We start from the raw sequence: 13,872 nt of genomic DNA on the forward strand, positions 1-13,872 counted from the left end.
CGGTCCGGTCAACTCGTCCGTACGGACGGTGATCGGGCGCGAGGGCTTGCATAGCCTGCCATCACGCGTCGTGTAACCGAACACAAGGGACTGTCGTGATCGCCTCCATCGACTTCGGTGCGTCCGCCACCAAGGCCGCCGTGCTCGTTGCGGCCTCGGACACCGCCCGACTGGTCGCCTTCGACGCGACGAACCACCTGCCGACCGCCGTACACCGGCATCGCGGTGGAAGATTGCTGGTCGGTCGGACCGCCCTGGCGTACCTGGACCGCCGACCGCACCAGGTCCGCACCGACCTCAAGCAACGACTGAACCAGGCCGCCGTGGTACGCGCCGACAGCCCGCTCGTGGACGTCGGCGGTGCCCGGCCGATGCCGCTGCTGGAGGCCGTCGCGGCGGTGTTGGCACACGCGTACCGGGCCATCGAGTCGAGCCTGTCCGGTCCACCCGGCCAGCTGCTGCTCACGTACCCGGTGATCTGGGACGCCGCCCGGCGCGACGCGCTGCGACAGGCCGCGCGCCTCGGCGGGATCGAGGCGCGCGTCGAGTTGGTGAGCGAGCCGGAGGCCGCCGCCTGGCAGCTGTCCGCCACCCACGACCGCCTGCCGACGCCGATCGCCATGCTGGACCTCGGCGCGTCCACCTTCGACCTGGCCGTGCTCGACCGGGATTCCGACGGCCGGCTCCGGCGGCTGCACGCCGACGGCCGGGCTGTCGGCGGGGACGACTTCGACGTGGCCCTGCTCGACCTGGTCGAGGACGGCCTGACCGGAGCGGTGAAACGACGCTTCGTCGAGCTGCGCGCCGAGGCCGCACACGAGGTCAGCCGGGAGGCCCAGGCGGTGAAGATCCGGCTCACCGTCGAGCCACGGGCCACCTTCGCATATCGCGACGTCGAGCGGGACATCACCCGGGAGGAGTTCGACGAGGCCGTCGCGCCGCTGGTCGAGGAGTGCGTCGAGACCGCCGCACAGGCGGTGGAGACGGTGCACGGGACCCGGCCGGTCCGGACCATCGGGCTCTGTGGTGCCGCGTCCCGCGTGCCGTCCTTCCGCGACGAGGTGGCGGCGCTGGCCTGCCGGCTGGGTGCCGGCTTCGTCGAGGTGGGCGGGCCCGGCGGCGGCCCGGCGCGGGTCGCCGCCGTCGCACTCGGTGCGGTACGGGTTGCCCGTCGGCCGGTCCTGCGATCCGACGGCGACTGGGTGCCGACCTTCGACAAGTTCCCCACTGTTCCGCCGCTGACCCCGACGGCCGACGGCTTCGCCTACCCGACCACCAACGCCGCCGACATCGGGCTGGCCCGGCCCGGTGGCAACCGGCTCGCGGCCAAGGTCGGCAACCTGTCCAGCCTCACCCGCGTCTGGTGGCTCGGTTACGACCTCGACCAGCGGCTCCTGGTCAGCGGCAGCGACAACGGTCTGGTCGAGCTCTGGGAGCACGGCGAGGAACTGACCCTGCGGCACCGCGGCTTTCTCGGCCGATCGGCGTCGGTGCTGGGCTTCCTGCGTGATCAGGAGGTGACCGCGCTGGCCATCCGGGGTGACCAGATCGCCTCGGTCGAGAAGCGTGGCACGGGTGCCGTGTACCGCCGGCGTGGGAGTCGGTGGTCGCTGCACCGCCGCCTCAGTTTCACCGGTCCCACGCAAGGGCTGGCGTTCCTCGAACGGGACGGGTTGCTGCTCCGCTGGGGAGGCACGCGGCTCGAACTCGTCGACCCCGACACCGGCCGTGATCTCGTCACCGAGGCGATGCCGGCGGAGGACGGGGTGGTCCGGGTGGAGCCCCGGCACGGGTGGGCCTACCTGCGCTCCGCCGACCTGCTGGCCGCCTACCGGATCGACGGGCGGTCCATCCGGGCAGGGTTCCGCCGGGAGATCGCCGGGACGGGCGCGCTCTGCTGTGGCACGTACGCCGGTCGCCCGCTGGTGCTCACCGTCGCTCCGGCCGAGTCTGCGGTGCTGGCCCTCGACGGTTGCACCGGTGCGGAACTCGCCCGACTCGTCGTGCCGGATCCGGCGGCGGTCAGCCAGCTCACCCCTACCGCCTGGCCGGACCGCTTCTTCGTCGCGATCGGTAACGAGGTCCGGTTCCTGACCCTGACGGGCGGCCCGAGGTGACCGCGGACAGGTCGAGGCCGCCCGGTCCCGGGCCAGCCTCGGCCCTGCTCGGTGAGTTGTGCCGGCGGTTGGCCGGGCGGGCCGAGCTACGCGGTGAGGCGACTCTCGCGGACCTGGCGGCGCAGTGCGCCGAGCCGCTGCGGGTGGCGGTGGTGGGTGACGTTTCGACCGGCAAGTCGACGCTGGTGAACGCGTTGGTGAGGCGGTTCGTGGCGGCCGTCGACCGGCCCGAGACGACCGCCGGGGTGACCTGGTACCGCCATCCGGCGCTGCCCGTGCCGCCGGCAATCGGCCCCCACCACCGGCACCAGCCCGCAGCGTTCCCGCTCGCCGACCGCATCGTGCTGGCCGACAGCCCCGGCACGAACACCGCCTCCGGTGCCGACCGGTTCACGGAGGAGTTGGTGCACACCGCCACCGAGACCGCCGGCAGTGTCGCGGCTCTGGTGTACCTGACGCGCGGCGGCCTGCTGTCCGAGCGCGCCCGGCGGCAGCTGAGGCGCTACACCTCGTTGACCGCAGGTCCGCTGGGCGGCGGCGGCAACGTCGTCGCCGTGGTGGGCAAGCTGGACGAACTGGCCGTGGCCGGCCCGGAGGAGGCCGAGGCGACCCTGTCCGAGCAGACCGGGCTCCCGCCGGACCGGGTGGTGGCGGTCAACCAGCGGTTGGCGATGGCGGTGCGGCTCGGTGCGGTCACCGACCGGCACCTGCGCGTCATCGCGGCCGTCGCCGCAGACCCGGTGCTGTCCGTCCTGGCGGCTGCCGGACCGGAGGCGTTGCTGAGCGGTCTGCCGGCCGACGGCCCGGACGCGGAGACCCTGGCGGAGATCGCCGACCTGCTCCAGCCCTTGGCCGTGGCGCTGCCCGGACTCGCCGGCGCCGACCACCGGAAGATCCTCGAACGGTTGGACGAGGCGTCCCGGGTGCCGGTGCTGGAGCGCGTCCTGGCGGAGTTGGCGGCCGACGCCGACGTGCTGACCGTCTGTGCCGTCGTCGGTCGGCTCCGGCGGTTCGCCGCCCGGCTCGGCCCGGAACGGGGGGCGGTCGTCTGGTCGGGGCTCGCCGAGACCACCCGGGCCCAACCGTTCCGTCGGATCGAGCGCCGGGAGGCGGCGCTGGCGCTGGAGTCACCGCCGCTACGCCGCAGCGTCGAGGCGGCGCAGCGACAGGCGGCGGCACACCTGCTCGCCAGCTCCGGCACGAGCCCCGATCCCGAGATCGCACACCGCTGGTCGTTGATCGCCGCCCGACCGGGCCGTCCGACCGTCGTCCGGCGGGTGGCCGAGATCGTCGCCGACGCCGCCCGTGCCGAGCCGACCGGGAGCCGACCGTGAAAACCCTGTGGAGCAGTCTCGTGCTCCTGCTCGCCGCAGTGCCGACGGTCCTCTGGCGTCGCCGTTGCCGTGGTCCGCACCAACGGCCGGTCTCCCCGGCGGTCCCGCCACCGTCCCCGCCGGTCGTCCCGCCCGCGCCGGGGGCCGGGACGGACCCGGACCCCGTCCGCCCGGTCAGGTCACCCGAGCTGGACGCGCGGGTGGCGGCGGCCGTGCTCGACGTCGTCGCCGCGATGACCAGTGTCGAGCTGCGGCGGCGGCTGATCGAGGCGGTCGCCCTGCTGCCGGACATCGGGCTCGTGGATCCGGCCCCGGGCACCGTCTTCGACCCCGAACGGCATGCCTGGGCCGAGACCCGTCCGGCCCCGGAAGCCGTCGATCGCGACACCGTTGCCGTCACCCTCTCCGTCGGCCTCACCGACCACCTCGGTCGGGTCGTGCGTCCGGCGCGGGTGGCCGTCTACGACCAGGAAGGTGAGTGACGCCATGAGTCAGCCGGAGGAACTCTTGGACGAGTCTCTGCGAGCCATCACCGAACGGACCGTCGAGCTGGCGAACCCGGGGTCCGGGCGGGCGGTCGCGGCGTTGCGGCGGTTGACCGCCCGGCGGCGTACTCCGGCGCTGCCGGTGGTGGTGGTCGGTGAGGTCTCCCGTGGCAAGTCGACACTGGTCAACGCCCTCGTCGGGCAGCGTGTCCTGCCGGCAGACCGCACGGTCACCACCTCGACGTGGACGTTGATCAAACACGGGCCCTCGCTCGCCGGGCAGGCCACCGTCCAGTGTGGTGACGGGACGATCGAGACGGTGCCGGTCAACACCGTGGCGGCGCTGGGGACCTACCTCGCCGTGGACGGCCAGCAACAGCTGGAGGACCTGCACGGGGCAGGAGCGCGGTGTGTCTCGATGGTGCTCGAAGTGCCCTCTCCCCTCCTGGAGTCGGGTCTGCAACTGATCGACACGCCAGGTGTGGGTGGTCTGCGGGCCACCCACCGGCAGGCCACCCTCACCGCGTTGGCCGAGGCCGACGCCGTCGTCTTCGTCATCCGGCCCGGGGAGCCCATCTCGGCCAGTGAGCGACTCTTCCTGGCCGAGGCGAGTGAGCAGATCGGCACGTGCGTCGTCGTGCAGACCCACCGGGACCAGACGCTCAAGGCGAAGGCGGCGCTCGACGCGGATCTCGCCAGCCTCACCGACCGGCAGCAGTGGTGCGCCCTGCTCGGTGACCAGGAACGAGCCGACCGGGTCGTGGCGTACTTCCGGGACGTCAAGGGGATCTCGGTGTCCAGTCGGAACGCCCTACTGGCACAGGACGAGCCACCCGGTCCGGTCCGGGACACGCTCCTGCGTTCCTCGGGCCTGCAGATGTTGACCGAGGTGCTCCAGCACGACGTGGTGGCCGCCCGACGGCGGGTCCGGCAGCGTACCGAACTGCAACTGGTGGAGTTGGTGCTACGGCAGACCCGCGACCGGACCCGGGAGACCGTCGCCCTGCTCAGCGGGGACGCCGAGGCGGCCCGGATCCTCGAGGACCGGCGGGCCACCATCGGCCGTTGGGTGGCCCACGGCGGTGACCTGTGGCGTCGGAGGTACCGCGCGGGTTGTGCCCGGATCCCGGACGAGCTCCAAGTGATCGTCGACCGGCGGTGCGCGGAGTTGAACACCGACGTCGGCCGGCAACTCGCCGCCATGAAGCCCACGGAGATAGAGAAGGCCATGAAAGGGGTGCTCGGCCTGCCGGCACAGGTGTTCACCGAACTGCTCACCGAGGTCGACACGAAGATCGCCGCCGCTGCCGCCGGGGTGCGTGAACTCCTGGAGCGGGACGGGCTGGCCCAGCAGGCGCATCAGACGGACGATGACGGCGTGACCTTCGAGCGTCTCGGTGACGGGACCTTCACCAGAGCCTCCACCAACCTGTCCGTCGAGGACCTGAAACACGCGACGCTCGGCGGAATGGCCGGGGTGGGCATCGCCTCCTCCGGTGCCCTCGTGCTGGCTCACGCCGGCATCCTGCCGGGTGCCCTGGCCGCTGCGGCGGCCGCCGGAACCGCCGGTGGGGCCGCCGGGACCGGCCTGGCCGCCACCGCCGCGACGATCGCCGCGCCGATCTTCTGGCCGTTCGTCGTCGGTGCGGTGGCGTTCGTCGCCATCCACCAGGTCTCCCGGGTCCGTGCCCGGACCCGGGAACAGGCCCGTACGGTGCTCGCCACCGTTCGCGAGGAGATCGCGGGAACTGCGCTGACCCGGGCCCTCGACGCCGCGAAGGAGGTCGGGCGGATGGTGGAGGAGGACATCGAGGCAGGGATCCGGGAACTGCACGACGAGGCGGACCGGGCGCGCCGGGACCTCGCCGACGCCACCACCCTCACCCCTGCCGCCCGACTGGCCCGGATCAGCGACGCTGAGGACCTGCTGGCCCGGGTCGAGGATCTCCGCGCCGAGGCAGCCGCCCTGGCCGGTCGCATCTGACCGGACCCGGCCGACCGGCACAGCCACTCGTCCGCGGGTGCGGGGAGGTCACGAGGCGTCGCCGTCGTCGACGTCCGGATCGTCGGTGTCGTCGGGTCCCTCCTGGTCCGGCCCGCCCCGATCGCCGAGGCGGTGGCGGGGCGGACTCCGGCGGGTGCCGTGCCGCCAGTCCTCGCCGCCGCCGTCGGGGCCCGGGTGGGTGGGACCCACGTCCGGTCCCGGCGGCGTCGGCGTGGTGGTGGGATCCGGCGCCGGGGAACCGTTCACCGCCACGCCGAGCGCCAACAGGGAGATGCCGATCGCGGCGGCTTCGGCGGGTGACAGCCCGGTGCCCGAAACACCGGCGTCGGCCGAGGGCGCCCTGGTCGGCAGCGTCGACCAGGGAAAGTCGGGGTCGGACACCAGACAGCCGAGCAGCATGACCGCGTTGGTGGTGGCGTACCGGCGCCACACGTTGGGAGCCCCGCTCCCGTCGGACTGCGCGTCCAGCGCCGCCTTTCCCGGGTCGGCGTGGTCGGAGACCCCGCGCAGCACGAGCAGATCGACCCCCTCGTGCCAGTCCACCGCCGCCGCCGCGCCGGCCGCCTCACACTCGAGCGCGGTGAACGCCCGGTTGCGACCCCTCAGCCAGGCGGTGAACTGCTCCGCGGCCCCGACCAGGTCACCGCTGGCGACCGGCCCCACCAGCGCCTTCGGTGGGTCAGCCGCGCCGTCGGGATGGTCCGCGACCCGGTCGGCGCGCCACCGTCGGTACGTCGGACCGGACCATTCGCCGAACGGGAAGTTGTTTACGAAGGCGGCCAGTTGGCCGCGCAACCGCCATGAGGTGCCGGCCGTACGCAGCGCGAAGCTCGTACCGTCGGGGGTGGGCACCGCTTTTGCCCGGTACAGGTAGGAGTCGACCTCGGCGGCGATCACCACGTCACCCAGTCGCAGGTCGGGGTCGAGCCCGCCGGCGGTGCCGACCAGTGCCACCACCGACACCCCGTACGACCGGACCAGCAGGTCGGCGCCGAGCGCGGCGGCGACCGGCCCCATCGCGTGCAACGGCAACGCGAGGCCCCTGGTCCGGCTGCCGGGAAAGGTGAACCGGTACATCTGGCGACCCTGGTCCACGAAGGACGACATCGGGCCGACGGTGTCCTGGACGTACCGGAACTCCTCGCCGAGCGCGACGAGCAGGCCCAGTCGGTAACCACCCTCGCTGCTCATGAACAGCACGATAGTGCGGGTACCCGGTGGAGATCGACGGTCGGACCACCAGGTGTCGGATACCCGGCGCGGCGGCGGACGCGGAGTGGAACCGGTCAGGCCGGGCTGTCTCCGGCGCGGTTCGGGTCGAGGTGGGCGAGCGGGAAGCAGCCGGCCAACGGGTCGTCGTAGTGCCGCCAGGTGTCCTCCCCGTCGGCCAGCTCGGCGTCGGTGAGCAGGCAGTCGGCGAGCGTACGGTGCAGCGCGTCGGGGTCGAGGTCCATGCCGACGAAGACCAGCAGTTGGTGCCGGTCGCCGTAGTAAGGGTCCCAGTCGAGAGCGGCGGCGAGCCGCCGATGGTCGGAGATCCCGTCCCAGTGCGCGTCGGGCAGGGCGACCAGCCAGCGGCCGAGGGAACCGAGCCGGAGGCCGCCACCGGCGAACTCCCAGGCGACGACCGTCTCGGGTTGGCTGGCCAACCAGAGATGCCCACGGGAGCGGACGACGTCGGAGTTGACGTCCTCCAACACGTCGTGCAGCCGGCGGGGGTGGAACGGCCGGCGGGCGCGGAAGACCACCGAGACCACCCCGCAGTCGGACTGCGGCTCGTGCCGGCCCAGGCTGCGGCCTTCCAGTCCCCGGGCCAGCACCGCGGGTGTCTCGGGACGGTGCCGGTGGGTGCCGCGCAGACGCCGGGTCAACGCGTCGGCGTCGACGACGTCGCCGTCGACCCGGACCTGGGTCGCCCACGGGGCCATCCGTTCCAGCAGCACGGCCGAACCGTCGAGGCCGTACGCCCCGTCCCGGGACCGTCCCCAGAGGACCAGGGTGTCGGCGTACTCGATCTGCCGGGCGATGACGTCGGCGAGTGCCCGGTCGTCGTTGTCGGCGGCCTGGATGCCGAGGGCCTTGAGACCCTCGGTGCTGGCCAGGCCGTCGAGCAGGTGTTCGGCGTCGACCACGGTCAGGTACGAGTCGATCCGGACGAGGTCGGTCAGTGGCACCTCGTCGACCCGGCAGTGCGCGCAGACGGCGGCGACCGCCTCTGGCTCGACCACCTCGGGCAGCATCAGCACCAGGTCCCGTCGGGGGTGGGCGCGGGCCAACCGGGCGAGGGTGGGCAGTACGTCCTCGCGCAGGGTGCAGGAGGCGCAGCCGTGCGCCAGGGTGATCCGCTCGTCCTCCAGGCGGCCGCCGGAGTCGCGGACGATCCGGTGCACGGTGCCGTTGCCGAGGTCGGCGAGGTCGTGCCGGATGAGGATCAGCGTCGGGTCCGCGGCGAGCAGGGCCCGGGCGACGGCATACGTCGCAGCCGGCCAGAAACCGCTGAGCACGGTCAACGACGGGCGGGTGTCGCCCGGCGGGGTGCCGGTGTCGGTGGGCGCGAGCGGCGACGACGACATCACAGTCCTCTCGACTTAGTTGAAAACGATTGTCATTATAAACAGGTTCTTGACCCTGCTCGACCTCCAGGAGTGCCCGTGTCCACCAGAGCCACCGCTACTGGCTGCCCTCGGAGCGGCGCTGGGTCAGGCTGACCCTGACCGCCAAGGCGCTGCGGACCGTGGACCGCAGGGGCATCGAGAGGGTGGTCGCCGAGTTGCGTACCCGGGGGGTGAAGGTCTGATGGCCCGGCAGACCGCGCTGCATCCGATCGTGCGGCTGCGCAGCACCGCCGGCACCGGCTACACCTACGTGATCCGCAAGAACCGGCGCAACGACCCGGACCGCCTGGTCCTGCGCCGGTACGACCCGATCGTGCGCCGGCATGTCGAGTTCCGCGAGGTGCGTTGACGCCCGTGTGCGATCCGACCGGGCCGCCCACCGTCCGCGAGGCGTCCCGGTGACCAGATGAGCGATGGTGGGGGTGCCGACCGCGGTCGGCACCCCCACCGGTGGGGTCGGCTCAGCTGGCCGAGCAGGTCGCGGTCGGGGTGGTGTTGTTGCCGTTCTTGTAGAGCGTGATGCCGAAGTTGTTGCCGTTGCCGTTCGGTCGGGCGGTGAGGGTGCCGCTGGAGCCGCTGACCGACGCGTTCCAACTGCTCTGTACGCTCTGGCCGCCGTTGGTGCGGATGGTGACGGTCCAGTTGTTGCTGCCGCTCACCGAGAAGGTGGTGTTGAACCGGTCGCTCCAGTCCTCGGCCCGGCTCACACTCACCGAGCAGCCACCACCCGGCGGCGGGTTGGTGGGGTTGGTGGGGTTGCCGCCGGTCGTGCCGCCGACCGTGATGTTGGAGCTACCGCTGCTCTGGTAACCCTCGGTGGCCATGATCTGGTAGTAGTGGTTGCCCAGGTTCATGCCCCGGCTGGCCCACGCGTCGAAGTGGTTGCCGGTGGTGATGGTGCCGCCGACCCGCTTCGAGGTGCGGACGCTCCAGTACTGGTAGAAGGTCTGGATGCCGTCGATCGAGGGCTGCTGCACCCGCTGGGTCCGGTAGATGTCGTAGGTGCCGCCGTCGGTGTTGATCGTGCCCATCGAGCTGGCGCCCGGGGGCCGCCAGGAGCCCCAGCTGTCCACGATGTAGTACTCGACGAGCGGGTTACGCGTCCAGCCGTACAGGGTCAGGTAGGAGTTGCCGTTCGGGTTGAAGGTGCCCGAGTAGGTCACGTTCCGACGGGTGCCCGGGTTCCAGCCCTTGCCGGCGACGAAGTTGTTGACGTTGCTCCACTGGGTGCTGTACTGCCCGCCGTTGCCCATGGTCATGGAGACGTTGCCGCTGTCCTTCCAGAAGGAGAAGAAGTACCCGTTGTGGGTGCCCTCCTGGTTGGACGTCACGGTCTGGGCGTGGGCGGGGCTGGAGACGATCGCCGTGGTCCCGGTGGTGGCCAGTATCGCGGCGCAGGCGGCGCCGAGGAGCAACCTGAGACGTCGGCGCCTGCGGTTGTTCGAGTGGACGGGGGTCTCGGGCATGGACGAACCTTCCTCCTCGTTATGGATTGCATCGACAAAAATCGATGTCTTATTGGGCGACAGTATTGGCTCCGTCGAGTCGGGTTGTCAACAAGTTTCGGAAAAACTGCCGAAACCTCTGCCGGGTGACCGGTCGCCGGATTAACGGTGTCGTCCCTGCTGAACGCGCATGTTCTGGTGGTCGTCACCCGGAACGGGTTCACCAGAACCAGGGGCATTCCAATCGGGGTTCGGAGGAGGTTTATCGAAAGTTTCGGACTCTTTGATCAAGCCTGAACCCGCCGTGGTCCCGGGCCGACGAGCCGGCCCGGGACCACGGGTACGGAGGTCGGTCAGGTCGCGCAGACGGCGTACGCGCGCACCTTCCAGCTGCCGCTGAAGCCGTTCTCGTCCTCGGCGGCGCGAACGGTCACCGTGGTCGACGAGGTGGGCCGCAGCTCGGTCAGGCGCACCTGGCCGTCGCCGCCGACGACCTCACCACCCACCCCGTGTACCCGGGTGCCCGCCGGGCAGGTCGCGGTGACCGACTGGCTGGCCAGCGAGCCGAAGGCGCTGTCGGTGGACAGCCGCTGCTCGCCCGGGAGCGGGTCGGCGCAGATGACGGCGATGTCCAGCGACCAGTTGCCGGCGAAGTCGCCGCCCGCCTCGACGCCGGCCACCGTCACGCTGTTCAGGTGGATCCGGACGTCCTCCAGGAGCACGTCGCTGGCGCCGGAGCCGAGCGCCAGAGCGGCGCCGCCGCCGCCGATGGCGCGCTTGCCGATCGGGCACGACACCTCCCGGAACTTCGGGTTGACCGAGTCGGTCGCCGAGTGACCGGTGACCACCTCCAGCCCGGTGGGCGCGGGAGCGCAGATCGCGCTGGTGGTCACCGCCCAGTTGCCGGCCACCCCGTTGGGATCCTCGCGGCCGGTCACCGAGTAGAGGTTGGCGTCGGCCAACGGCAGCATGATGTCCAGGCCGACCTGGCCGAGACCCGACCCGGTGAGCACGGCCCCACCACCGATGACCTTGGTGCCCGCCGGGCAGACGGTGTTCTGCGTCTTGGCGGAGCTGGTGCTGGGCCCGACACTCGTCTTGACCACCAGGCCGGGCACGGCCGCCACCGGTGCGGTGAGGGCGAGCTGGCCGAGTACGACCGCGCTCAGCGCGGCCCCGCCCACGGCGGCCGTCCGACGTGCCCAGCAGCGGTTCGACGTGTCTCGCATGGTTTTTTCCTCTCCTCGGTTCGATTCGATTCGGTTCGGCCGGTCAGGGCGTGACCACCTGGATCTGGACCGGTACGGAATCCACGCCGATCAGGCCCGTCGAGTCGAAAACCTCCAGCCACACCGACCAGGTGGTGCCGGTGTGTCCGCTGTCCAACTGGCCCAGCTGGGCGGTGAAGCTGGCGCAGCTCTTCGGCAGGACCACGTCGTCGATCGGGCCGTCGGTCGGCACCGCGCTGCCCTGGCAGAGCACCTTCTTGACCCCGCCGTCGCCGTAGGCGGTCCACCGGTAGCGGGTTCCGGAGACCGCACCGTCCTCGACGTCGGTGCCGGCGCCGGCGAACGTGACCGACTTCGGCTTGCCGTCGGCCATGGTCAGCTGCAGCGGCGTCGCCGGCTGGGTGATCGTGGCAGCCGGCGGATGCTGCCCGGCCAGCAGCGCGGTGACCGTGAAGGCTCGTTGCGCGCTGGTACCACCAGCCGTGAACGTCACCGTGTACGCCCCCGCCGTGACCGTGCCCGCCGGCAGGAGGGCCTGGTGACCGGTGGCCTGGAAGACCACCGTGCCGCCCCGCCGGACCGTCCAGGACGCCTCGGTGTCGGGGACCGGTCCGAAGGCGTCGGGGTCGTTGGAGGCACCGACCAGGCTGACCGACTGGCCCGGGGTGAGCGTCAGTCCGGCCGGCGGCGAGATGATGGCCGTGGTCGTCGGGCTGTCCACCACCGTGACGGTGACCGTCGCCGAGCCGGTACGCCCCAGGCTGTCGGTGGCGCTGGCGGTGATGACGTGGGTTCCGGCCGACAGCGAGGGCACGACGGTGACCGAGGTGTCACCCAGTACGCCGTCGATGCTGCTGGTCCAGGTGATCGGGATCTGCTTACCGAGGAAGTCGGTGGCCGTACCCCACAGGTCGACCGTCTGGTGCACACCGAACTGCTGCTTGGTCTTCGGCGTACTGATGCTCACGGTCGGCTTGTCGATCTTGACCCCCAGCGCCCGGGCGACCGCGGCGAGGGCGTCGATCCGACGTTGGCTGCCGGTCACCTTGGCGCCGAGCCCGCCGACGTGCGCGGTGCTGTTGAGGATGTCCCGGACCTCCGCCGAGGTCAGGCTCGGGTCGGCGGCCAGCACCAGGGCGGCGACCCCGCCCACGAACGGCGCGGCGACGCTGGTGCCGCAGGTGCGCTTCGTCGCGTCACCTACCGGCTTGCCGGAGTCGGCGAGCGTCCGCACGCACATCGGTCCGTAGATCTCCACCGAGGTGGTGAGGTCGTTGGTGCCGAAGTTCGACCCGGCAGCCACCGTCGCGTCGGTGTTCATGCCACCGACGCAGATCACGTGGGTGCTCTCGCAGGGCACGTAGAGCAGGTCACCGTCGATGTTCTTCCCGTTGTTGCCGGCGGACGCGACGATCACCGCACCGGTGGCCCGGACGTGCTCCATCCGCCGGTCGGTCCAGGTCCGGGCCCAGGCCTTGCCGAGATCGACGTCGCGGGTGAAGCTCAGATTGACCACGTCCGGGTGGGTCTCCTCGGCGGCCTTCTCCAACCGGCGCAGGACCGTCCAGTAGTCGATGCCGTTGCGCACGGCGACCAGCTCCTCGACCACCGGCCCCGCCGGGCCGGCGGTGCCGTAGCCGTTGTCGACCCGACCCATCCCGGCGAGCACCACGTCGGTGCCGTGGAAGGGGCAGGGCGTGCCGTTCGTACAGTCGTTGGTGTTGGGCTTGCCCCACTCCACCTTGTGCAGGGAAACCTTGCTCGGAAAGTCGAGGTTGGACTGGAAACCGCCGTCCTGGACGAGATACTTGACCTGCTTGCTCAGCCGGCCCTTGGATTCGAGCAACTGCCAGGCCGGTGCGACCCCGGTGTCCATCGCGCCGCCGGCCCGCATGAACGACCAGTCGAAGACGTTCAGCGGGATGTCGGCGGACTCGTACACCTCGCCGTCGACGATGCCGGTCGGCTCCACCAGCCAGTCGAGGACCAGTTCGGTGCCGGACCGCCATTCGGCGGCGGCCAGCGCGAGCAGCCGCAACGCCCGCTCGTCACCGACCCGGTACACCCCGGACCGGCCCGGCTCGGCGGCGAGCAGATCGGCGACCAGCCCGGCCGGGTCGGCGCGCCCGACGTCGACCCGTACCAGGTGGTCCTGACCCTGCTCGTCCGGAGCGAACGAGTCGAGTACCTGGCCGCCCCAGCGGGCCAGGAAGGCGTCCAGTTCGGTCTGGGCGGCGACCCGCACCATCACCTCGTCGAGAACCAGGCCGACCGGCGAATCGTCCGGCCCGGCCACCACGCCGAGCTTCCGGTCGGTGCCGAGTCGACCGACGGGGTCGACCGTCAGTCGAGGTGCGGACAGCGCGGGGTCGACCCGGAAGGCCAACGGTCCGGAAACCGTGCTGCCGGGCGTCCCGGTGGGGACGGTGCTGCCGGGCGTCCCGGTGGGGACGGTGCTGCCGGGCGTCCCGGTCGGGACGGTGCTGCCGGGCGTCGCGGTGGGCGCCGGTACGACGGTGGCGTCGGCGGTGGTGGGGGCGACGAGTCCGCCGGCAAGCACCGCGACCACGGTGGCGACCAGCCAGCGGTGCCCGGCTGTGCCCTTCCGGTGGGCGGAACGAGTCGGATTCATGAGGTACTCC

Annotated in this window: 10 protein-coding genes and 1 pseudogene; 6 read left to right on the top strand and 5 right to left on the bottom strand. The window is 71.7% G+C overall.

The window, feature by feature from the left end; all coding sequences use genetic code 11:
* Window positions 1–95: 95 nt before the first annotated feature.
* Genes GA0070617_RS28425 through GA0070617_RS28435 form a run of 4 tightly spaced genes read left to right on the top strand, consistent with a single transcriptional unit; the run spans window position 96 to window position 5,920 of the window.
* The gene (locus tag GA0070617_RS28425) at window positions 96–2,117 is read left to right on the top strand and encodes an Hsp70 family protein (protein WP_091445318.1); all 2,022 of its coding nucleotides are present in this window, start codon (window positions 96–98) and stop codon (window positions 2,115–2,117) included.
* On the top strand, window positions 2,114–3,451 hold the full coding sequence (locus tag GA0070617_RS28430) for a GTPase (RefSeq protein ID WP_091445321.1): 1,338 nt from the start codon (window positions 2,114–2,116) through the stop codon (window positions 3,449–3,451). Before GA0070617_RS28425 ends, GA0070617_RS28430 begins: the two co-directional genes overlap by 4 nt.
* Complete coding sequence (locus tag GA0070617_RS30910; RefSeq protein ID WP_175440697.1) at window positions 3,448–3,933, top strand: nucleotide exchange factor GrpE; 486 nt, start codon at window positions 3,448–3,450, stop codon at window positions 3,931–3,933. The genes GA0070617_RS28430 and GA0070617_RS30910 overlap by 4 nt, the downstream gene beginning before the upstream one ends.
* A gap of 4 nt (window positions 3,934–3,937) precedes the next feature.
* Window positions 3,938–5,920: a dynamin family protein gene (locus tag GA0070617_RS28435; protein ID WP_175440698.1), complete on the top strand. Its 1,983-nt coding sequence runs from the start codon at window positions 3,938–3,940 to the stop codon at window positions 5,918–5,920.
* 48 nt (window positions 5,921–5,968) lie between these two features.
* Here the strand turns inward: GA0070617_RS28435 and GA0070617_RS28440 are convergent, their stop codons facing one another.
* Both GA0070617_RS28440 and GA0070617_RS28445 read right to left on the bottom strand, forming a co-directional pair.
* The gene (locus tag GA0070617_RS28440; RefSeq protein WP_139135797.1) at window positions 5,969–7,132 is read right to left on the bottom strand and encodes a 5'-methylthioadenosine/S-adenosylhomocysteine nucleosidase family protein; all 1,164 of its coding nucleotides are present in this window, start codon (window positions 7,130–7,132) and stop codon (window positions 5,969–5,971) included.
* Window positions 7,133–7,227: 95 nt separating this feature from the next.
* Window positions 7,228–8,514 carry a CobW family GTP-binding protein gene (locus tag GA0070617_RS28445; protein WP_091445327.1) on the bottom strand — a complete coding sequence of 429 codons (1,287 nt, stop codon included), beginning with the start codon at window positions 8,512–8,514 and terminating at the stop codon, window positions 7,228–7,230.
* An 86-nt stretch (window positions 8,515–8,600) separates the two neighbouring features.
* Between GA0070617_RS28445 and GA0070617_RS28450 the strand changes: the two are divergent.
* Both GA0070617_RS28450 and rpmG read left to right on the top strand, forming a co-directional pair.
* A pseudogene (locus tag GA0070617_RS28450) lies at window positions 8,601–8,738 on the top strand (large ribosomal subunit protein bL28); the annotation flags it as partial.
* A complete protein-coding gene (gene rpmG, locus GA0070617_RS28455; RefSeq protein WP_091445329.1) occupies window positions 8,738–8,905 on the top strand; it encodes a 50S ribosomal protein L33 in 168 nt (55 codons plus the stop codon). The pseudogene GA0070617_RS28450 and the gene rpmG, both read left to right, overlap by 1 nt.
* 112 nt (window positions 8,906–9,017) lie before the next feature.
* On the opposite strand, the gene GA0070617_RS28460 is transcribed toward rpmG, so the two are convergent.
* The 3 genes from GA0070617_RS28460 to GA0070617_RS28470 form a co-directional block, all read right to left on the bottom strand.
* Window positions 9,018–10,022: a glycoside hydrolase family 11 protein gene (locus GA0070617_RS28460; RefSeq protein ID WP_091445332.1), complete on the bottom strand. Its 1,005-nt coding sequence runs from the start codon at window positions 10,020–10,022 to the stop codon at window positions 9,018–9,020.
* A gap of 332 nt (window positions 10,023–10,354) precedes the next feature.
* Window positions 10,355–11,230, bottom strand: a complete 876-nt coding sequence (locus GA0070617_RS28465) for a hypothetical protein (RefSeq protein ID WP_139135798.1) — start codon at window positions 11,228–11,230, stop codon at window positions 10,355–10,357.
* A gap of 43 nt (window positions 11,231–11,273) precedes the next feature.
* A complete protein-coding gene (locus tag GA0070617_RS28470) occupies window positions 11,274–13,862 on the bottom strand; it encodes a S8 family peptidase (RefSeq protein ID WP_091445336.1) in 2,589 nt (862 codons plus the stop codon).
* Window positions 13,863–13,872: the final 10 nt, after the last annotated feature.

Origin of the sequence: Micromonospora yangpuensis (assembly GCF_900091615.1) — a bacterium.
Taxonomy (GTDB): Bacteria; Actinomycetota; Actinomycetes; order Mycobacteriales; family Micromonosporaceae; genus Micromonospora; species Micromonospora yangpuensis.

Coding starts and splice junctions, on each gene's coding strand:
- GA0070617_RS28435 (WP_175440698.1), top strand. CDS start 3,938: ATGAGTCAGCCGGAGGAACTCTTGGACGAGTCTCTGCGAGCCATCACC.
- GA0070617_RS28440 (WP_139135797.1), bottom strand. CDS start 7,132: ATGAGCAGCGAGGGTGGTTACCGACTGGGCCTGCTCGTCGCGCTCGGC.
- GA0070617_RS28445 (WP_091445327.1), bottom strand. CDS start 8,514: ATGTCGTCGTCGCCGCTCGCGCCCACCGACACCGGCACCCCGCCGGGC.
- rpmG (WP_091445329.1), top strand. CDS start 8,738: ATGGCCCGGCAGACCGCGCTGCATCCGATCGTGCGGCTGCGCAGCACC.
- GA0070617_RS28460 (WP_091445332.1), bottom strand. CDS start 10,022: ATGCCCGAGACCCCCGTCCACTCGAACAACCGCAGGCGCCGACGTCTC.
- GA0070617_RS28465 (WP_139135798.1), bottom strand. CDS start 11,230: ATGCGAGACACGTCGAACCGCTGCTGGGCACGTCGGACGGCCGCCGTG.
- GA0070617_RS28470 (WP_091445336.1), bottom strand. CDS start 13,862: ATGAATCCGACTCGTTCCGCCCACCGGAAGGGCACAGCCGGGCACCGC.